Source organism: Pseudomonas sp. TUM25319, from assembly GCF_056388475.1.
The window spans coordinates 5,378,136-5,398,544 of record NZ_CM150751.1; the positions used below are offsets into that span (position 1 = coordinate 5,378,136).

Here is a 20,409-nt window from a genome sequence, read left to right on the forward strand (position 1 = left end):
GCATGCGTTTGCGAGCAGTACTTTTCGACATGGACGGCACCCTGCTCGACACGGCGCCGGACTTCATCGCCATCTGCCAGGCGATGCTCGCCGACCGCGGCCTGCCGGCGGTCGCCGACAAGACCATTCGCGACGTGATTTCCGGTGGCGCCCGGGCCATGGTCGAAGCCACCTTCGGCATCGACCCGCAGGCTACGGAATTCGAAGCGCTGCGCCTGGAGTTCCTGGAGCGCTACCAGCGTGACTGCGCGGTGCACAGCAAGCTGTTCGACGGCATGGCCGAGCTGCTGGCCGACATCGAGCGTGGCAACCTGCTGTGGGGCGTGGTTACCAACAAGCCGGTGCGTTTCGCCGAGCCGATCATGCAGCGCCTGGGCCTGGCCGAGCGCTCGTCGCTGCTGATCTGCCCGGATCACGTCAAGAACAGCAAGCCGGACCCCGAGCCTCTGATCCTTGCCTGCAAGACCCTCGACCTGGACCCGGCCAGCGTACTGTTCGTCGGCGACGACCTGCGCGACATCGAGTCCGGCCGCGATGCCGGCACCCGCACGGCCGCCGTGCGCTATGGCTATATTCATCCAGAGGACAACCCCAACAACTGGGGCGCGGATGTGGTGGTCGACCATCCCCTGGAACTGCGCAAGGTCCTCGACAACGCCCTGTGCGGTTGCTGAGCCCGCATCCCTGAGCCATGCCGGGCCGGCAGTGACGCCGGCCCGCGGGTGATCGAAGCCATTTTTCCGAGGCAACCCTCATGTTCGACTATTCCGCTCGCCCCGACCTGCTCAAAGGCCGGGTCATCCTGGTCACCGGCGCCGGTCGCGGCATCGGCGCGGCAGCCGCCAGGACCTTTGCCGCCCACGGCGCCACCGTGCTGCTGCTGGGCAAGACCGAAGCCAACCTGACCGAGGTCTACGACGAGATCGAAGCCGCCGGCCACCCACAGCCGGTGGTCATTCCGTTCAACCTGGAAACCGCCCTGCCGCATCAGTACGACGAACTGGCGGTGATGATCGAGAACGCTTTCGGCCGCCTGGACGGGCTGCTGCACAATGCCTCGATCATTGGCCCGCGCACACCGCTGGAGCAGTTGTCTGGCGACAATTTCATGCGCGTGATGCACATCAACGTCAATGCCATGTTCATGCTCACCCAGACCCTGCTGCCGCTGCTGAAACTGTCGGAAGACGCCTCGGTGGTGTTCACCTCCAGCAGCGTCGGCCGCAAGGGCCGCGCCTACTGGGGTGCCTATGGCGTGTCGAAGTTCGCCACCGAGGGCCTGATGCAGACCCTGGCGGACGAAGTGGAAGGCGTGGCCCCGGTACGGGCCAACAGCGTCAACCCGGGCGCGACCCGCACCAGCATGCGCGCCCAGGCCTATCCTGCGGAGAATCCTCAGGACAACCCGCTGCCCGAGGCCATCATGCCTGTCTACCTCTACCTGATGGGCCCGGACAGCACCGGGGTCAACGGTCAGGCGTTCAACGCCCAGTAAGCCTCAACCCTGCGCCAGGGCGCCGCGCACGCGCGCGCCCTGGTACGACTGCGCCTGCTCCAGCGCCAGGCAATGCTCCAGGAACAGGAACATATAGTCGTAGCTCTTGCAGATGGCCCGCCTGAGTTCAGCCTGCAGTGCCTTGTCGGGACTGTTGCCGGCCAGGGTACAGATGATCTCCAGCGCTTCCCATGGATGGGCATCGTCGTACTGGGCATGCATCTTCAGCCATTTCATCGCACGCTTGCGGCCTTCCTCGGGGAAGCCTTCGGCGTAGGCACCGGTGGAACAGACCACCGCCGACCACTCGCCCACCGCCCCTTCGATCGCGTAGTTGGTGGCCGCCATGGCCACCACCAGCGAATCCGCAATGCAGGTGTGCCAGCACCAATCGCTCAAGCCCTGCAACTCTGCCGGTACGTCCTGCGCCTGCAAGTCGTCGAGGCTGACACCATGGGCCTCGCACCAGTGCACCCAGTAGTCGGCGTGGTTCAGTTCGACGCGGATGTTGCGCATCAGCCAGCGGCGCGCCATATCCTCGCCGGGATGGCGGGCGTAGCGGGTCTTGGTGAGGTTATGGGCCATGTACACGGAAAACTGCTCAACCACGGGCCAGCCACCGATCAGGTACTGCTGCATGGCCCGGCTGCCCAACTGGCCATCGCGCATGCGCTGGTAGAACACGTGCTCCACCACCCGGCGCTTGCTCGCGCTGCATTCCTGAATCAGCCGTTGGGCCCAGAGGGGATAACTCGTGGCGTCCATCAATGGACCCGTACGAACGAACGTATCAATCACTGTCAGCTCCTTGTCCTTGTGATCTGGAAAGAAAGCGTCAGCGATTGGCCTCCGGCGATCCGAACAGCAACGGCCTGGCGGCGTCACGCTGACGCAACAGGCTGTCGCAGGAGAAGATCTGCGGTCGCTCGATCAGGAAACCCTGGGCGTAGTCGACACCGATTTCCTGCAAGGCCTGCTGGATCAACGGCGTCTCGACAAACTCGGCGATGGTGCGTTTGCCCATGACGTGGCCGATGTGGTTGATCACTTCGACCATCGCCCGGTTGACCGGATCATCGAGCATATCCTTGACGAAACTTCCGTCGATCTTGAGGAAGTCTACAGGCAAATGTTTCAGATACGCGAACGACGACATGCCTGCGCAGAAGTCATCGAGGGAGAACTTGCAGCCCAGTCCCTTCAGCTCGTTGATGAAGCGGATCGCGCTGCCGAGGTTGGCGATGGCACTGGTTTCGGTGATTTCGAAACACACCAGCTCAGGCGGTACGCCCGACTCGCTGAACTCCCGCCGCAGGTAGTCGAGAAACTTGTCGTCGCCGATGCTGTTGCCCGACAGGTTGATCGAGCACATCGCCAGTGGCCCTTCGCGCCCTTCGTCCAGGCACTGGCGGATGACCTTGAACACACTGCGCACCACCCAGCGGTCCAGCGCAGTAATCAGGCCGAAACGCTCGGCGGCGGGTATGAAACTGTCGGGCAGGATGATCCGCCCGCTTTCGTCGTGCAGGCGCAGCAGGATCTCCAGGTGCCCGCCACCACGCTCCTCCGGGTCGATGGCGGCGATCTCCTGGGCATACAGACAGAAACGGTTTTCCTCCAGGGCGATATGCAGGCGCTGGATCCAGGCCATCTCGCCGAAGCGTACCGACAGCTCGGTGTCGTCGGCGTGGTAGAGCTGAACCCGGTTGCGACCTTTTTCCTTGGCCATGTAGCAGGCCATGTCCGCCGCCCGCAAGGCCGCCTCCAGCGAGCCCGGCGCCTGGTTCAGATGCACCAGGCCAATGCTGACGGTGTTCATGAAGGGTCGTCCCTTCCACACGAAGTGCAGGCTCTGCACTGCCTGGCGCAGGTTCTCGGCGATGCGTTCGGCCTGCTCCGGCGGACAGTTCTGCAGCAGCACGCCAAACTCGTCGCCGCCCAGCCGTGCCAGCACGTCGCCCTCGCGCAACACTGACTGCAGCACGGCGCAGATGTGTCGCAACAGCTCGTCGCCGGCAGCATGACCGCTGGTGTCGTTGACCAGCTTGAACTGGTCGAGGTCGAGGAACATCAACGAGTGCCGCGCCGATTGCCGGGCCAGGTCGGCCAGGGCCTGCTCCAGCCGGTATTCGAACTCCCGACGGTTGGCCAGGCCCGTGAGGGCGTCATGGGTGGCCTGCCAGGACAGGTTGGCGATGTACTGACGCTCCTGGGTCATGTCGTGGAGCACCAGTACGATGCCGCTGACCCGCCCCTCGTTCATGATCGGCGCCCCCACAAGGGCCACCGACACCGTACTGCCGTCCAGGCGCTGAATCATGCGGATGTGCTCGCTGCCGCCACGCAGCGCACCATTGAGGATGTGTTCGGTGAGGGTCAGGTTGTCTTTCTCGGCGTTGTCGTCCAGTACGCTGAACAGCGCCGCCAGTGGCAGGCCATGGGCATGGCCGGCATCCCAGTGGGTCAGCTGTTCGGCAGCGGCGTTCATATAGATGATGCAGCCCTCGACATCGGTGGTGATCACCCCGTCGCCGATGGATGCCAGGGTGATCTGCGCCCGCTCCTTTTCCACCTGCAGCGCGCTGGCGAAGGCCTGGCGCTGAGCCAACAGCTTGCTCGAACGCATCCAGGCCAGTGCGATCAGGAACAGCGCAGTGGCCAGGTTGACCACCAGCAACACCCGCAGCAGCATGCGCGAACCTTCACCCAGGGCATCACTGAACGCCCGGGCCGGTGGTGACACGCCTTCATTGATCGCCAGAATGCGGCGCTTCCAGTCCATCAGATCGCGGGGCGTCGCCCGATGGCTGACGATCCCTTCATGGATCTCGTCGGCCACCCGGGCCAGCTCATCGAGAAAGCCATCGCCCACCTGCCATAGACGGATGGCCTGGTCCATGTAGCTCACGTTACGGAAGTTGAGATAGAACCAGATGATGCTGGGCACATCGTCGGCATGGTTGCCGCCGGCGAGGATGCCCTGGCGCGCCGCTTCCAGATCCGGTGGTTCGCGGTCGAGGGCCAGGCGCAGGCGATGACTGCCCAGGGGAATGGCCAGTGCCTGCTGGTATTTCTGGAAATGCTCTTCGTCGCGACTGTCGACGTACAGGCTCAGGTAATAGATGGCATCTTTCTGGCCCTTGGACCAGAGGCTTTCCCCGCCGACGTAAGCGCGCATGGCGGACATCGAATAAAGACTGATGCCGCCCAGCAGTGCCTGAAACAGCACCACGGCGACAAATGGCCAGATGAGTCCCAGCAGGCTGGGCGCCCCGAGCGTCCGTTTTCCCTTCATGAAGTCCCTTGCAGCAGAGCCGGTGGGTCACCCCACCCTGTTTTCTTCGCGGCTACCGCACAGACTAGGCCATTTGCCTTCATGGCAAAAAGCAATTTCTCACCGCGGTTCACGCGATGTCGCAATCAGCTTTGTTGCAGATGCCCATACAGCTTGGCGTAGAGCCCGCCTTCGGCGATCAGTTGCTGGTGACCGCCATCTTCCGCCACATGCCCGCCATCGAACACCAGCACCCGGTCCGCCTGTTTCACCGCCGACAGGCGATGGGCAATGATCAAGGTCGTGCGGGCGCTGAGGAAGCGCGCGAGGGCTTCATGCAGGTTGTATTCGGTCGCCGCGTCGAGGGCCGACGTGGCTTCGTCGAGAATCACCACCTTGGGCTCGGCCAGAACCATCCGGGCAATTGCCAGGCGCTGGCGCTGCCCCCCTGAAAGCCGTACTCCGGAACGGCCGACCACACTGTCGAGGCCCTGGGGCAAGGCGCGGATGGTGCCATCCAGTTGCGCGATGGCCAGGGCCTGCCAGCAGGCGTCATCGCTGCAGTCGCGCCCCATGGTCAGGTTGGCCCGCACGGTGTCGTTGAACAGCGACGGGTGCTGCAGCACCACGGCGACGTTTTCACGCAGCGTTTCCAGGCCGATGTCCTGCAAGGTCGCGCCACCGAAGCGGATGCTCCCGGCCTGGGCGCTGTAGAGCCCCAGCAGCAATTGCACCAGCGTACTCTTGCCACCGCCGCTGGCGCCGACGATGGCGACTTTCTCGCCCGGCGCGATCGACAGGTTCAATTGGTCCAGCACTGGCTCCTCGCCATAACCGAAGCGCAGACCGCGGACGTCGATACCCACGGTGGTCTGGCCCTGGAACGGATCGGCACCGCCGGGGAACTGCGGCTCATCGGCACGGGCCAGCAGTTCGTTGATCCGGCTCAGTGCCCCGCCCGCCGCGTAGTAGGCGTACTGCAGGTTCAACAACTGCTCCACCGGGCCGATCATGAACCACAGGTAACTGAACACCGCCAACATCTGGCCGATGCTGAGGTCGGAGAACAGCACGGTGAGCATGGCCGCGGCGCGGAAGATATCGATGCCGAACTGGAACAACAGGCCGCTGGCCCGCCCACTGGCATCGCTTTTCCATTGCGAGGCCACGGCATAATTGCGCACCTCCTGGGCCCGCAGGCCAAGCCGCCCGAGGAAATAGCCCTGGCGGTTGCCGGCGCGGATTTCCTGGATGGCATCGAGGGTTTCGGTCAGGGCCTGGGTAAAACGCGAGGTGCTGTCGTTTTCCAGTTTCTTCAGGTGCTTGACCCGCTTGCCCAATTGCACCGTGGCGAAGATCACCAAGGGGTTGAACAACAGGATCAGCAGCGCCAGCTGCCAGTGCATCCAGATCAGGATTGCCGCAGTGCCGGTCAGGGTGAGCATGGCCACCAGGAAACGGCTGAGGGTTTCACCGACGAACTTGTCGAGGGTGTCCAGGTCAGTCACCAGGTGAGTGGTGACCGTCCCGCTGCCCAGGCTTTCGTACTCGCTCAGGGAGATGCGCTTGAGGCGCTCGATCAGGCGGATGCGCAGGCGGTAGACAATGTCCTTGGCCAGGCCGGCAAACAACTTGGCCTGAACCACGTTGAAGGCCAGGGCGCAGCAGCGCAGCACCAGCGTCACCGTGAGCATCAGGCCGATATAACCCGCCGCGACCTGCCAGTTGGACGGCAGCAGCTGGTTCATCCACTTCAGCGCGGTATCGCCATGACCGAGCAGGACCTCGTCCACCAGCAGCGGGAGCAACAGCGGAATCGGCACGCTGCACAGCGCCGCCAGCACGGCAACGCCGTTGGCGATCCACAGGGCTTTCTTGTGATGAAGGGCCAGGCGACGGATTTCCGCCCAGCTCAGGCGATCGGCAGACGCCGCCGCAGGCCCGGGAACCGGGTCGGGCGAGCCTGGCAGATCAAGCATAAGCGGCGCGCTCCAGCCAGCGGCCCAACAGCGGCTCGAGGGCGTCGAGCGGCTGGTAGCCATTGGTCAGCAAGGCAAGCTGGTCGTTGCGCTCGGCCAGCAGGGTCGGGAAGCCGGCGATGCCCAGGTCCTGGACCCAGCTGATGTCGGCGGCCGTGGCGCTGCGCTGCTCGGCACTGGCGAACGCCGCGGCGAAACGCGCGCGGTCGAAGCCGGCCTGTTCGGCCAGCTCCACCAGCTTTGGCGCCAGGGTCACGTCTTCGGCACGCTGGTAGAACGCTTGCTGGATCAACGCCAGCAGTGGCCAGACCGCTTCCGGATCAAGGCTGCGGGCCGTGACCAGCGCCCGGCACGCAGGCTCGGTGTCGTAGACGAAGCCGTCGGGCATGGCACCATCGAGCTGGAACGTCTGGCCGGTGGCTTCGTTGACCGCCTGCCAGTGTTCGAGGATGTAGCGCCGGGTCGAGGCATCCAGCGCCGAGCTACCGGTACGCAGGCCGCCCAGCACCAGCCGGGTTTCGACCCCCGCCTGCCGCGCCTGGGCGATCAGCGCCGCAGCCACCGGCGCGAACCCCCAGCACCAGGAGCACATCGGGTCCATGACATAGAGCAGGCGAGCAGTCATGCATCACACCTCGGCTTTGCGGTAGTTGTATCCGATCGGGTGCGGCTGGTTGCGGGCCTTGGCCAGTTCGATCTGCTTCTGCCGGTCGATGGCGCTGCGGCGGGTCTTCTCGCTCAGGGTGTCCCAGCAATGCGGGCAACTGATGCCTGGCGAATAGTGCTCCGAGGCCCGGTCCTGGGCACTGACCGGATGGCGGCAAGCGTGGCACTGGTCGTAGTCGCCCTCGGTCAGGTCGTGGCGCACGGTGACCCGGTTATCGAAGACGAAGCAGTCACCCTGCCACTTGCTCTGGTCCTGAGGCACCTCTTCAAGGTATTTCAGGATCCCGCCCTTAAGATGATAGACCTCTTCGAAACCCTCACCGAGCATATAGCTCGAGGCTTTTTCGCAACGGATGCCGCCGGTGCAGAACATGGCGACCTTCTTGTGGCGGGACGGGTCGAAGTTGGCCTTGATGTAGTCGGGGAACTCGCGGAACGTGGTGGTCTTCGGGTCGATAGCGCCCTCGAAGGTGCCGATGGCGACTTCGTAGTCGTTGCGGGTATCGATCAGCAGCACTTCCGGGTCGCTGATGATGGCGTTCCAGTCCTGCGGCTCGATGTAGGTGCCGACGGCCTTGTTCGGATCGACGCCGGGCACGCCGAGGGTGACGATCTCTTTCTTGAGCTTGACCTTGGTGCGGTAGAACGGCTGTTCGTCGCAGTAGGACTCCTTGTGGTCCACGTCCACCAGGCGCGGGTCGTTGCGCAGCCAGGCCAGCAGCCCGTCGATGCCTTCGCGGGTGGCGGAAACGGTGCCGTTGATGCCTTCCTCGGCCAGCAGCAGAGTGCCTTTGACGCCGTTGGCTTCCATGCAGGCCAGCAATGGCTCGCGCAGCTCGACGTAATCTTCCAGGGTGACGAACTTGTACAGCGCCGCCACGACGATGGGTTGGGTCATGCGTTCAACTCTCCAGTAGTTGCCCTCGCAAAGGGCGGACCGGGTGAAAAATACAAATAAAAACGCGCCGACAAGCGGCGCGGGTGCGGATTCTAGCAAAGCCTGAAAGCGAAATCAGTGCTTGCTGCCTCCGGCGCAGGTGGGCGATGCCGGCGCGGCGCCGACTTTTTCCCATTCCTGCGGGGTGTAGGTGTGCAGCGCCAGAGCGTGGAACTGCCCCATCAGGTCACCCAGGGTGGCGTAGACCTTCTGGTGGCGCTTGACGCTGTTCAGCCCCTCGAACTGCTCGCTGACCAGCACAGCCTTGTAGTGGGTCTCGGTGCCCCGGCTGTGCATGTGGCTTTCATCCAGAACCTGCAGGTGCCGGGGCGCCAGCGCCGACAGGCTCTGCTCGATCTTCTGCTGCATCGACATCACCCGGCTCCGCTCAAGGCTTCTTGGCAGGAGCGGCCTTGCCGGCGCTCGGGTCGAGTTCCTTGGTCATGTCTTCCAGCAGCTTGTTCACCACCGGTACGGCAGGTTCCAGGCTTTGCTGGGTCAGCTGCGCCGACTGTTGGGTGACCTTGGGCATCTCGCTCAGCACTTTCTTGCCCAGCGGCGACTCGTAGAACTTCACCAGGTCCTTCAACTCCTGCTCGGTGAAGGTGGCGGTGTACAGGTCAACCATCTTTGGCTTGATCTTGTTCCAGCCGATGGCGTTGTCCAGGGCAGCATTGGCCTTGGCCTGATAGCTGTCGAGCACGGATTTCTTCGACTCCGGTGCCTTGGTCTGCTGGAAGCGCTGCGCGAACATTTGTTGCACTTGCATGTAGACCGGGGTTCCGAGCTTGTCGGCGTGCGCCAGCGTGAGGAACCTCTCGGCGGCGGCATTGTGGCTGGCGGTAGCGGCAAACACCTGGCCGCTGGCGCAAACCAGAGCGACAGCCGTGCAAAGGGCGCGAAGACGGGTCATCGGAATTCCTTAAAAGAGTAAGTGAGTGTTTCCAGCGTAGAGCATTCTGCGCCGACGGGAGCGACTGCTCAATAGTCCGGAAGACTATGGAACCGGCCCTTTGAACGAGGGCCTAAACTGCTTGGTCAGACCTAGCATCTTGCATAAGGAGTGGGTAACGCATGAGCCGCATCGAAACTGACAGCCTCGGCCCGGTCGAAGTTCCGGATCAGGTTTACTGGGGCGCCCAGACACAGCGCTCGCTGATCAACTTTGCCATTGGCAAGGAACGCATGCCGCTGGCCGTTCTGCACGCCCTGGCGCTGGTGAAAAAAGCCGCTGCACGCGTCAACGACCGCAACGGCGACCTGCCTGCCGCCATCGCCCGCCTGATCGAACAGGCCGCCGACGAGGTGCTCGACGGCCAGCATGACGACCAGTTCCCGCTCGTCGTCTGGCAGACCGGCAGCGGCACCCAGAGCAACATGAACGTCAACGAGGTGATCGCCGGCCGGGCCAACGAACTGGCGGGCAAGGGCCGCGGCGGCAAGGATCCGGTCCACCCCAACGACCACGTCAACCGCTCGCAGAGCTCCAACGACTGCTTCCCCACCGCCATGCACATCGCTGCCGCCCAGGCCGTGCATGAGCACCTGCTGCCGGCCATCGCCGAGCTGTCCGAGGGGCTGGCGGAGTTGTCGGCGCGACACATGCGGCTGGTCAAGACCGGCCGTACCCATATGATGGATGCCACGCCCATTACCTTCGGCCAGGAAGTCTCGGCCTGGGTCGCTCAGCTCGACTACGCCCAGCGGGCCATCCGCTCGGCCCTGCCGGCGGTGTGCGAACTGGCCCAGGGCGGCACGGCGGTGGGTACGGGGCTGAATGCACCGCACGGATTCGCCGAAGCTATTGCTGCGGAGCTGGCAGCGTTGTCGGGGCTGCCGTTCGTCACCGCACCGAACAAATTTGCCGCCCTCGCCGGCCACGAACCGCTGACCGCCCTTGCCGGCGGTTTGAAAACCCTTGCGGTGGCCCTGATGAAGATCGCCAACGACCTGCGCCTGCTTGGCTCCGGCCCACGCGCCGGCTTCCAGGAAGTGCGCCTGCCGGCCAACGAGCCGGGCAGCTCGATCATGCCCGGCAAGGTCAACCCCACCCAGTGCGAAGCCCTGTCGATGCTGGCCTGCCAGGTAATGGGCAACGACACCGCGATCAGCTTCGCCGCAAGCCAGGGCCACCTGCAGCTCAACGTATTCAAGCCGGTGATCATCCACAACCTGCTGCAGTCCATCGAACTGCTGGCCGACGGCTGCCGCAACTTCCAGCAGCATTGCGTGGCCGGAATCGAGCCCGACCCGCAACAGATGGCCGCGCACCTGGAGCGCGGGCTGATGCTGGTGACCGCGCTCAACCCGCACATCGGTTACGACAAGGCGGCGGAAATCGCCAAGAAAGCCTATGCCGAAGGCACCACGCTGCGGGAAGCGGCGCTGACCCTCGGCTACCTGACCGACGCCCAGTTCGATCAGTGGGTGCGCCCCGAGCAGATGCTCGAGGCCGGTGGCAAGGGCTGAATCAGCAGGCCAGGCGTACTCGCCTGGCCTTGTCTGTTCACTTCTTGTGCTTGCGAAACGCCGCTTCCAGCGCATCGTTGATGGTGCGCAGCACTTTCACCCGTGCCCAGCGCTTGTCGTTGGCTTCCACCAGGGTCCAGGGCGAGATCTCGGTGCTGGTGCGATCGACCATGTCGCCGACGGCCTTGGCGTAGAGGTCCCACTTGTCGCGGTTGCGCCAGTCTTCCTCGGTGATCTTGAAGCGCTTGAACGGGATCTCCTCACGCTCCTGGAAACGCTCCAACTGAGTCTGCTGATCGATGGCGAGCCAGAATTTCACCACCACCACACCGGCATTGCTCAACTGTTCCTCGAAGTCGTTGATCTCGCCGTAGGCACGCATCCAGTCGGTTGGCGTACAGAAGCCTTCGACCCGCTCAACCAGCACCCGCCCGTACCATGACCGGTCGAACACGGTGAACTTGCCGCGTGCCGGAATGTGCCGCCAGAACCGCCACAAATACGGTTGTGCCCGTTCTTCTTCGGTGGGCGCAGCAATCGGAATGATCCGGTACTGACGCGGGTCCAGTGCCGCGGCCACACGGCGGATCGCTCCGCCCTTGCCCGCCGCGTCGTTGCCCTCGAACACCGCCACCAGCGCGTGATGCTTCATGCGCTTGTCCCGCAGCAAGCCGGCCAGCCGCGCCTGTTCGGCGAGCAATTGCTCCTGGTAGTCGTTCTTGCCCAGGCGCACGCCGAGGTCGAGGCTCTGTAGCAGGCTGAGTTTGTCGATGCTCTCGCTCAAGGGCGCGATATGGGTTGGCTGCTTGGGATTACCCTCGGTCTTGAGCGCGTTCTGCAGGCCTTCGAGCAGGATTCTCCCGACCGCGAGGCTACGGTAGTGCGGATCGGACCCCTCGATGACATGCCAGGGCGCGTAGTCGCGGCTGGTACGGCGCAGCACGCGCTCGCCAAAACGCACGAAGCGGTCGTAGGTTTCCGATTGCTGCCAGTCCAGCGGGCTGATGCGCCAACTGCTCTGCGGGTCGTCCTTGAGCGCCTTGAGCCGCGCCTTCATCTGCTTCTTGGACAGGTGGAACCAGAACTTGAAGATCAGCGCCCCCTCGTCGCAGAGCATCTGCTCCAGGCGCTCTGCACCATTGATGGCCTGGTCCAGCACCGCATCCTTGAACTGGCCATGCACCCGGCCCTGCAGCATCTGGCTGTACCAGTTGCCGAAGAACACGCCCATCCTTCCCTTGGCCGGCAGCGCCCGCCAGTAGCGCCAGGCCGGTGGCCGGGCCAGCTCCTCGTCGCTCTGCTGGTCGAAGGTGCGCACCTCGATCAGGCGCGGGTCCATCCATTCGTTGAGCAGTTTGACCGTCTCGCCCTTGCCGGCACCTTCGATGCCGTTGATCAGCACGATGACCGGAAAACGCGCCTGCTGCTTGAGTTCGAACTGGGCTTCGAGCAAGGCCTCGCGCAGGGCGGGCACTTCGGCTTCGTAGGTTTCTTTGTCGATCGCATGACCGATTTCGGCGGATTCAAACATGTCCAGGCTCCTTCTTGGATAAGCAAGACTAGCGGATCGCCATCGGTTTTGTCGGCTCCGATTTTCATCCCGGCAGCCGCCCTGTTGCGCCAGATCAAACAGCCTTCGGGGGATCGGCTAGAATGCGCCATCCGCTGTTGCCGAGCCGCTTATGACCGATACCCCCGCCCCTCGCCACGCCCAGATCGACTGGGACGAACACGGCCGCCCGCATTCGCGGCAGTACGACGACATCTACTTCTCCAAGGACCAGAGCCTGGCAGAAACCGAACATGTGTTCGTCGAGCAGAACGACCTGCGCTCGCGCCTGGCCAGCCTCGCGCCCGGCAGTTGCATGACCATCGGCGAAACCGGCTTCGGTACCGGGCTGAACTTCCTGTGCGCCTGGCAACTGTTCAACCAGCTCGCCCCCGCCGGCACCCGCCTGCATTTCATCAGCGCCGAGAAATTTCCCCTGACCCGCGACGACCTGCGCCGCGCCCTCGCCCTGTGGCCCGAACTGGCGTCCCTGGGCAAGGCCTTGCTAGAGCAGTACGTGGCGGTGCACGACGGTTACCAGCACTTTCTTTTCGACAATGGCCGGGTCAGCCTGACCCTGATGATCGGCGACGCCAGCGAGCAGTTCGCGAAGCTGGACGCCCGCATCGACACCTGGTTCCTCGACGGCTTCGCCCCGGCGAAAAACCCCGATATGTGGACCCCGGAACTGTTCGCGCAACTGGGCCGGCTCTCGGTACCGGGCACCACTCTGGGCACCTTCACCAGCACCGGCTGGGTACGGCGCGCCCTGATTGCGGTGGGCTTCACCATGAAACGGATTCCCGGCATCGGCAAGAAATGGGAAGTGCTGCGCGGCGTATTCAACGGCTGGCCGGCGGAACAACCGGCCCTGGTGCCTGCGGCGCCCTGGTATCGCCGCCCGGCGACGGTGACAGGTCCGCGCCAGGCCCTGGTGATCGGCGCCGGACTGGCCGGTTGCGCCAGCGCCGCCAGCCTCGCCGCCCGCGGCTGGCAGGTCAGTCTGCTGGAGCGCCACGATGCCCCGGCGCGGGAAGCCTCGGGCAATCCGCAAGGCGTGCTGTACCTGAAACTCTCGGCCCACGGCACCTTGCTCTCGCAGTTGATCGTCAGCGGTTTCGGCCACACCCGCCGACTGCTGGAGCGCTTGCAGCGCGGCAGCGACTGGGACGATTGCGGCGTGCTGCAACTGGCCTTCGACGACAAGGAAGACCAGCGCCAGGCGCAACTGGCCAGCGCCTTCAGCGACGAACTGGTCCAGCGCCTGGACCGTCAGCAAGCCGAAGCCATTGCCGGGGTGACACTGGCCAGCGGTGGCCTGTTCTACCCCGAAGGCGGCTGGGTCCATCCGCCGGCGCTGTGCCACTGGCAGGCCGGCCAGCCGGGCGTCAAGCTGCTTACCCACACCAACGTGGTGCAACTGCGCAAGGCCGATGGCCTCTGGCAAGCGTGGGACGGCGATCGCCTGCTGGCCTCGGCAGCGGCAGTGGTGCTGGCCGGTGCTGCCGACATCCAGCAGTTCGAAGGCGCGGCCGGCTTGCCGCTCAAACGTATTCGCGGGCAGGTCACCCGCCTGCCGGTGACCGCCGCCAGTCAGGCGTTGCAAACGGTGGTGTGCGCCGATGGCTACGTCGCTCCGCCACGACATGGCGAACATACCCTCGGCGCCAGCTTCGACTTCCACGCCACCGAGCTGACGCCAACCGTGGAAGAACACCGCAGTAACCTGGGGCTGCTGGAGGACATCTCCACCGACCTGGCGCAACGCCTGGAGATCGACCAGTGCGATCCGCAGCGCCTGCAGGGTCGGGCCGCCTTCCGCTGCACCACCCCGGACTACTTGCCCTTGGTAGGCCCGGTGGCGGACGCGGCCCGCTTCGCCGACACCTATGCGGCGCTGGCGAAGAATGCGCGGCTGATCCCCGAGGCGCAGTGCCCGTGGCTCGAAGGCCTGTATGTGAACAGCGGGCATGGCTCCCGCGGGCTGATCACCGCGCCGCTGTGTGGCGAGCTGGTGGCGGCCTGGATCAACGGCGATGCGTTGCCGGTGCCACGGGAGATGGCCGAGGCCTGTCATCCGAACCGCTTCATGCTTCGGGAGATCAAGCGCGGCAAGACCTGACACCTCGTCCGGCACAGACGCCGCCAGCCAGTGATCGGACCGCCCTGCGGTCCGTCACCTTCGCGCTTATTCCATATCGATCTAAAACTCCCAGGATTCGCACCGGTCAGTTCCTGAGTGCCCACCTTTCGGGCACCTTCCCCAACGGCAAAACCGGTAAGGACTTATGTGCGGATTAGCTGGAGAGTTACGTTTCACCCCTGTAGACACCCCTTCGCGCCCGGCGGACCTCGCCGCGGTTGAACGGATCACCCACCACCTGGCGCCTCGCGGCCCGGACGCCTGGGGCTTTCACAGCCAGGGCCCGATCGCCCTGGGTCACCGGCGGCTGAAGATCATGGACCTGTCCGACGGTTCGGCCCAGCCCATGGTCGATGCACAACTGGGCCTGTCCCTGGCGTTCAACGGCGCCATCTACAACTTCCCGGAACTGCGCAGCGAGCTGGAAAGCCTCGGCTACACCTTCCACTCCGGCGGCGACACCGAGGTGCTGCTCAAGGGCTACCACGCCTGGGGCGAGCAACTGCTGCCACGGCTGAACGGCATGTTCGCCCTGGCGATCTGGGAACGCGACCGCCAGCAACTGTTCCTCGCCCGCGACCGCCTCGGCGTCAAGCCGCTGTACCTGTCGCGCAACGGCCAGCGCCTGCGTTTCGCGTCCAGCCTGCCGGCGCTGCTCAAGGGCGGCGATATCGATCCGGTGCTGGACCCGATCGCACTCAATCACTACCTGAACTTCCACGCCGTGGTGCCTGCCCCGCGCACCCTGCTGGCGAACATCGAAAAACTCCCGCCGGCCACCTGGATGCGCATCGACGCCCAGGGTCGCGCCCAGCAACAGACCTGGTGGAGCCTGCATTACGGCCCGCGCAGCGACGAGCACGACCTGAGCCTGGAAGACTGGCGCGACCGCGTGCTGGACAGCACCCGCGAAGCCGTCGCCATTCGCCAGCGTGCGGCGGTAGACGTCGGCGTGCTGCTGTCGGGCGGCGTCGATTCCAGTCTGCTGGTAGGTCTGCTGCGCGAGGCCGGCGTCGACGACCTGTCGACCTTCTCCATCGGTTTTGAAGATGCCGGCGGCGAACGCGGCGACGAATTCCAGTACTCGGACCTGATCGCCAGCCACTACGGCACCCGCCATCACCAGTTGCGCATCGACGAGCGCGAGATCATCACCCAGTTGCCAGCGGCCTTCCGCGCCATGAGCGAGCCGATGGTCAGCCATGACTGCATTGCCTTCTACCTGCTGTCGCGGGAAGTGGCCAAACACTGCAAGGTGGTACAGAGCGGCCAGGGCGCCGACGAGTTGTTCGCCGGCTACCACTGGTACCCGCAGGTGGATGGCGCCAGCGACCCGCTGGCCGCCTACCGCGCCGCCTTCTTCGACCGCAGCCACGCCGAGTACCGTGACACTGTGCAGCTGCCCTGGCTGCTGGAACACGACGCCGCCGGCGACTTCGTCCGCGAACACTTCGCCCAGCCCGGCGCCCGCGACGCGGTGGACAAGGCACTGCGCCTGGACAGCACGGTGATGCTGGTGGATGACCCGGTCAAGCGGGTCGACAACATGACCATGGCCTGGGGCCTGGAAGCGCGCACGCCGTTCCTCGACTATCGCCTGGTGGAGCTGTCGGCGCGGATTCCGGCGCGCTTCAAGCTGCCCGACGGCGGCAAGCAGGTGCTCAAGGAAGCGGCGCGGCTGGTGATCCCCAGCGAAGTGATCGACCGCAAGAAAGGCTACTTCCCGGTGCCCGGCCTCAAGCACCTGCAAGGCGCCACCCTGGACTGGGTGCGCGAGCTGCTGCTGGACCCGAGCCAGGACCGCGGCCTGTTCAACCCGGCCATGCTCGACCGCCTGCTGAGCGACCCGCACGGTCAGCTCACCCCGCTGCGCGGCTCGAAACTCTGGCAACTGGCGGCCCTCAACCTGTGGCTCAGCGAGCAAGGAATCTGACTGATGAAGCCTCATGCATCCGCCTACGGCCAACGCCTGTTGCGCGGCCAGGTGCCCTCTTACGAGCGCCTGCAGGCGCGCCTGGCCGGTGACGGCAACGAACCCAGCGACGAGCCCCGTGCCCTGCATTGCGGCTGGGGCCGCCTGCTGATCGGCCACACCTACCCCGAGCCGGGCCTGCTGGCCAGTGCACTGCTGGAAGAGCGTGCCGGCGAGCGGGACATCGCCCTGTATGTCGCGGCGCCTCAACAGGTGCTGGCCCAGGCCCCGCAGCAACTGTTCCTCGACCCCTCCGATACCCTGCGCCTGTGGTTCAGCGACTACCGCCCGGCGCAGCGGGTGTTCCGCGGTTTCCGCATCCGCCGGGCGCAGAGCGACGAGGACTGGCAGGCGATCAACACCCTGTACCTGACCCGTGGCATGTTGCCGGTGAACACCGCCCTGCTGACCCCGCGCCATCTTGGCGGACCGGTGTACTGGCTGGCCGAGGACGAAGACAGCGGCGCGGTGATCGGCAGCGTCATGGGCCTCAACCACCACAAGGCCTTCGACGATCCGGAACTGGGCAGCAGCCTCTGGTGCCTGGCGGTGGACCCCAACAGCACCCGGCCGGGCGTTGGCGAAGTACTGGTGCGGCACTTGATCGAGCACTTCATGAGCCGTGGGCTCAGCCATCTCGACCTGTCGGTGCTGCACGACAACCGCCAGGCCAAGCGCCTCTACGCCAAGCTGGGCTTTCGCAACCTGCCGACCTTCGCGGTCAAGCGCAAGAACGGCATCAACCAGCCGCTGTTTCTGGGCCCCGGCCCGGAAGCAGGGCTCAACCCCTACGCGCGGATCATCGTCGAGGAAGCCTACCAGCGCGGTATCGACGTGCAGGTCGACGACGCCGATGCCGGCCTGTTCACCCTCAGCCACGGCGGGCGACGGGTGCGCTGCCGGGAATCCCTGAGCGACCTCACCAGCGCCGTAAGCATGACCTTGTGCCAGGACAAGCTCCTGACCCACCGTACCCTGGCCGCTGCCGGCCTCAAGGTGCCGGCCCAGCAACTGGCCGGCAATGCCGACGACAACCTGGCCTTCCTCGAAGACCACGGCGCGGTGGTGGTCAAGCCGGTAGACGGCGAGCAAGGCAACGGCGTGGCGGTCAACCTGACCACGCTCGAAGAAGTGAATCACGCCATCGAACAGGCCCGCCGTTTCGACAGCCGCGTGCTGCTGGAAAGCTTCCATGAAGGCCTGGACCTGCGCATCGTGGTCATCGGCTTCGAGGTGGTGGCCGCCGCCATTCGCCATCCGGCGGAAGTGATCGGCGACGGTCTGCACAGCATCGGCGCGCTGATCGAGGCACAGAGCCGTCGGCGTCAGGCCGCCACCGGTGGCGAAAGCCGCATCCCGCTGGATGACGAAACCCAGCGCACGCTGCAGGCCGCCGGCGTCGACTACCACAACGTGCTGCCCGCCGGGCAGCGCCTGGCAGTGCGGCGCACGGCCAACCTGCACACCGGCGGTTGCCTCGAAGACGTCACCGCACGGCTGCACCCCAGCCTTACCGAAGCCGCGGTGCAGGCTGCCCGGGCACTGGACATCCCGGTAGTCGGCCTGGACCTGATGGTCCGCGCCGCCGATCAGCCCGACCATGTGTTCATCGAAGCTAACGAGCGGGTCGGCCTGGCCAATCACGAACCACAACCCACTGCCGAACGTTTCGTCGACCTGCTGTTTCCCCACAGCCGGCCGATGACCTGAACCCAGGAGGGCGTAATGTCTGTCCCGCTACCCGAACCGGACCTGAACTATCTGCAGAAAGTCTTGCTGGAAATGCTGGCGATCCCCAGCCCCACCGGCTTTACCGACACCATCGTGCGCTACGTCGCCGAGCGCCTGGAAGAGCTGGGCATTCCTTTCGAACTGACCCGGCGTGGCACCATCCGCGCCACCCTGAAGGGTCGCAAGAATTCTCCCGACCGCGCCGTCTCGGCACACCTGGACACCATTGGCGCCAGCGTGCGCAGCCTGCAGGACAACGGCCGCCTGGGCCTGGCCGCGGTGGGATGCTGGTCGAGCCGCTTCGCCGAGGGCAGCCGGGTGAGCGTGTTTACCGACAATGGCGTGCTGCGCGGCAGCGTGCTGCCGCTGATGGCCAGCGGGCACGCCTTCAATACCGCCATCGACCAGATGCCGGTGAGCTGGGAACACATCGAGGTGCGTCTGGACGCGTACTGCGCGACCCGCGCCGACTGCGAGTCGCTGGGCATCAATATCGGCGACTTCGTCGCCTTCGATCCGTTGCCGGAGTTCACCGAAAGCGGGCATATCAGTGCCCGCCACCTGGATGACAAGGCCGGCGTGGCGGCGCTGCTGGCGGCGCTCAAGGCGATCGTCGAAAGCGGGCAGCAGCCGCAGATCGATTGCCATCCGCTGTTCACCATCACCGAGGAAACCGGCTCCGGTGCCGCAGGCGCCCTGCCCTGGGACGTCAGCGAGTTCGTCGGCATCGACATCGCCCCGGTCGCCCCCGGCCAGCATTCCAGCGAACACGCAGTGAGCGTGGCGATGCAGGACTCATCGGGGCCTTACGATTACCACCTGTCGCGGCACCTGCTGCACCTGGCCAACGAACACAAGCTGCCGGTACGCCGCGACCTGTTCCGCTACTACTTCAGCGATGCCCATTCGGCAATCACCGCAGGGCACGATATCCGCACCGCACTGCTGGCCTTCGGCTGCGACGCCACCCACGGCTACGAGCGCACTCATATCGACAGCCTGGCGGCATTGAGCCGCCTGCTGGGCGCCTATCTGCTGAGCCCGCCGGTGTTCGCCGCCGACTCGCACCCGGCGGGAAGTTCGTTGGAGCGCTTCAGTCACCAACTGGAACATGATGCGCAGATGGAGAGCGACACCCGGGTGCCGGCGGTGGAAGAGGTGCTTGGCCGAAGGGATTGATCGACCCTGAAGGCCCTACCGCTGGCAAGCGGTAGGGCCATTGCCCACGACAAAACAGGTAGCATGTGCCATCGAACCTGAAGGCCCCACACCATGCTGATCCCCTACGACCAACTCGAAGCCGAGACCCTGACCCGCCTGATCGAGGATTTCGTCACCCGCGACGGCACCGACAACGGTGACGACACCCCTCTGGAAACCCGCGTGCTGCGGGTACGCCAGGCGTTGGCCAAGGGCCAGGCGTTCATCCTCTTCGACCTCGACAGCCAGCAATGCCAGCTGCTGCCCAAGCACGACGTGCCGAAAGAGCTGTTCGACTGAAGCGCCGCTTCAACTGGCCTGCGCCTCTTTTTCCAGCTGTTCCATCAGCCGTTTGTAGATTTCCCCGCGATGAATCTCGACATTGCGCGGTGCACTGATGCCGAAACGCACGGTGCCGCCGTCCACGGCGAGGACCTTGAGCTTGATATCGTTGCCGATGTTGATGACCTCTCCGACTTCTCTTCCTATGACCAGCATTCCGGAATCCTCCTTTTCAAGGTGAATCCGGAGACTGGCTGTCGAGATAATTCGCTTCAATGGTCCGACGGCAAAAGAGAGATGGACTACATCCGCAACGGAATAGACCTACAGGCAGCTCCTACAAGCTCATCCCTGTCCCTGTAAACGCGGCCCGAGCAGGATCACCGTCGCACCCACGACGCAGAGCGCCGCGCCGATCCAGTCGCTGCCCAGCGGCCGCCCCTTCTCGACAACCGCCAGCCACAGCAACGAGGTGACGATGTAGATCCCGCCATAGGCCGCATAGGCGCGCCCGGCGTAGGCCGCTTCGACACGGGTGAGCAACAAAGCGAACAGGGTCAGGCTGAGCAGGGCCGGGGCGATCCACCAGGCGCTCTTGCCCAGGCGCAGCCACAGGTAGAAGGCGTAGCAGCCGGCGATCTCGAAGACCGCGGCGAGAAAGAACAACAGGTAGTTGACCACGGGCATCCCCAATGCTGGCAAAGCGCCGAGG

General features: G+C 64.9%; 18 protein-coding genes. 8 read left to right on the forward strand and 10 right to left on the reverse strand.

What is annotated here, in order from left to right; all coding sequences use genetic code 11:
- Positions 1–2: 2 nt before the first annotated feature.
- Positions 3–674, forward strand: a complete 672-nt coding sequence (gene mupP / locus AC05QJ_RS24270) for an N-acetylmuramic acid 6-phosphate phosphatase MupP (RefSeq protein ID WP_476743784.1) — start codon at positions 3–5, stop codon at positions 672–674.
- A gap of 80 nt (positions 675–754) precedes the next feature.
- Positions 755–1,495: a YciK family oxidoreductase gene (locus AC05QJ_RS24275; RefSeq protein WP_476743785.1), complete on the forward strand. Its 741-nt coding sequence runs from the start codon at positions 755–757 to the stop codon at positions 1,493–1,495.
- Between the two features lie 3 nt (positions 1,496–1,498).
- Here AC05QJ_RS24275 and AC05QJ_RS24280 read toward each other — a convergent pair whose 3' ends face one another.
- The 7 genes from AC05QJ_RS24280 to AC05QJ_RS24310 all read right to left on the reverse strand — a co-directional run bounded on the left by AC05QJ_RS24280 (position 1,499) and on the right by AC05QJ_RS24310 (position 9,264).
- Positions 1,499–2,293, reverse strand: a complete 795-nt coding sequence (locus AC05QJ_RS24280) for a TenA family transcriptional regulator (protein WP_476743786.1) — start codon at positions 2,291–2,293, stop codon at positions 1,499–1,501.
- Positions 2,294–2,330: 37 nt separating this feature from the next.
- A complete protein-coding gene (locus AC05QJ_RS24285; RefSeq protein ID WP_476743787.1) occupies positions 2,331–4,790 on the reverse strand; it encodes an EAL domain-containing protein in 2,460 nt (819 codons plus the stop codon).
- A 125-nt stretch (positions 4,791–4,915) separates the two neighbouring features.
- Positions 4,916–6,748 carry an ABC transporter ATP-binding protein gene (locus tag AC05QJ_RS24290; RefSeq protein ID WP_476743788.1) on the reverse strand — a complete coding sequence of 611 codons (1,833 nt, stop codon included), beginning with the start codon at positions 6,746–6,748 and terminating at the stop codon, positions 4,916–4,918.
- On the reverse strand, positions 6,741–7,373 hold the full coding sequence (locus AC05QJ_RS24295; protein WP_476743789.1) for a DsbA family protein: 633 nt from the start codon (positions 7,371–7,373) through the stop codon (positions 6,741–6,743). The genes AC05QJ_RS24290 and AC05QJ_RS24295 overlap by 8 nt, the downstream gene beginning before the upstream one ends.
- A 3-nt stretch (positions 7,374–7,376) precedes the next feature.
- Positions 7,377–8,312, reverse strand: a complete 936-nt coding sequence (gene trhO, locus AC05QJ_RS24300) for an oxygen-dependent tRNA uridine(34) hydroxylase TrhO (protein WP_476743790.1) — start codon at positions 8,310–8,312, stop codon at positions 7,377–7,379.
- A 114-nt stretch (positions 8,313–8,426) separates the two neighbouring features.
- Complete coding sequence (locus tag AC05QJ_RS24305; protein WP_476743791.1) at positions 8,427–8,726, reverse strand: BolA family protein; 300 nt, start codon at positions 8,724–8,726, stop codon at positions 8,427–8,429.
- Between the two features lie 13 nt (positions 8,727–8,739).
- A complete protein-coding gene (locus tag AC05QJ_RS24310; RefSeq protein ID WP_476743792.1) occupies positions 8,740–9,264 on the reverse strand; it encodes a DUF2059 domain-containing protein in 525 nt (174 codons plus the stop codon).
- 161 nt (positions 9,265–9,425) lie between these two features.
- Here AC05QJ_RS24310 and AC05QJ_RS24315 point away from each other — a divergent pair, with 161 nt between their 5' ends.
- The gene (locus AC05QJ_RS24315) at positions 9,426–10,820 is read left to right on the forward strand and encodes a class II fumarate hydratase (protein WP_476743793.1); all 1,395 of its coding nucleotides are present in this window, start codon (positions 9,426–9,428) and stop codon (positions 10,818–10,820) included.
- Between the two features lie 37 nt (positions 10,821–10,857).
- On the opposite strand, the gene pap is transcribed toward AC05QJ_RS24315, so the two are convergent.
- On the reverse strand, positions 10,858–12,351 hold the full coding sequence (gene pap, locus AC05QJ_RS24320) for a polyphosphate:AMP phosphotransferase (RefSeq protein WP_476743794.1): 1,494 nt from the start codon (positions 12,349–12,351) through the stop codon (positions 10,858–10,860).
- A gap of 151 nt (positions 12,352–12,502) precedes the next feature.
- On the opposite strand from pap, the gene mnmC reads away from it, so the two are divergent.
- From mnmC to AC05QJ_RS24345, 5 genes are all read left to right on the forward strand, one after another.
- A complete protein-coding gene (gene mnmC, locus AC05QJ_RS24325; protein ID WP_476743795.1) occupies positions 12,503–14,491 on the forward strand; it encodes a bifunctional tRNA (5-methylaminomethyl-2-thiouridine)(34)-methyltransferase MnmC2/FAD-dependent 5-carboxymethylaminomethyl-2-thiouridine(34) oxidoreductase MnmC1 in 1,989 nt (662 codons plus the stop codon).
- Between the two features lie 166 nt (positions 14,492–14,657).
- Positions 14,658–16,445, forward strand: coding sequence for an N-acetylglutaminylglutamine amidotransferase (locus AC05QJ_RS24330; protein WP_476743796.1), 1,788 nt, complete (start codon positions 14,658–14,660; stop codon positions 16,443–16,445).
- 3 nt (positions 16,446–16,448) lie between these two features.
- On the forward strand, positions 16,449–18,194 hold the full coding sequence (ngg, locus tag AC05QJ_RS24335) for an N-acetylglutaminylglutamine synthetase (RefSeq protein WP_476743797.1): 1,746 nt from the start codon (positions 16,449–16,451) through the stop codon (positions 18,192–18,194).
- Between the two features lie 15 nt (positions 18,195–18,209).
- Positions 18,210–19,394 (forward strand): osmoprotectant NAGGN system M42 family peptidase, encoded by a 1,185-nt coding sequence (locus AC05QJ_RS24340; protein WP_476743798.1) that lies wholly within the window; start codon positions 18,210–18,212, stop codon positions 19,392–19,394.
- A 93-nt stretch (positions 19,395–19,487) separates the two neighbouring features.
- Positions 19,488–19,715: a YheU family protein gene (locus AC05QJ_RS24345; RefSeq protein ID WP_330075336.1), complete on the forward strand. Its 228-nt coding sequence runs from the start codon at positions 19,488–19,490 to the stop codon at positions 19,713–19,715.
- Positions 19,716–19,724: 9 nt separating this feature from the next.
- Here AC05QJ_RS24345 and csrA read toward each other — a convergent pair whose 3' ends face one another.
- Positions 19,725–19,913: a carbon storage regulator CsrA gene (gene csrA, locus AC05QJ_RS24350; protein WP_476743799.1), complete on the reverse strand. Its 189-nt coding sequence runs from the start codon at positions 19,911–19,913 to the stop codon at positions 19,725–19,727.
- Between the two features lie 129 nt (positions 19,914–20,042).
- Positions 20,043–20,378: a YnfA family protein gene (locus AC05QJ_RS24355; RefSeq protein ID WP_476748000.1), complete on the reverse strand. Its 336-nt coding sequence runs from the start codon at positions 20,376–20,378 to the stop codon at positions 20,043–20,045.
- Positions 20,379–20,409 lie beyond the last annotated feature (31 nt).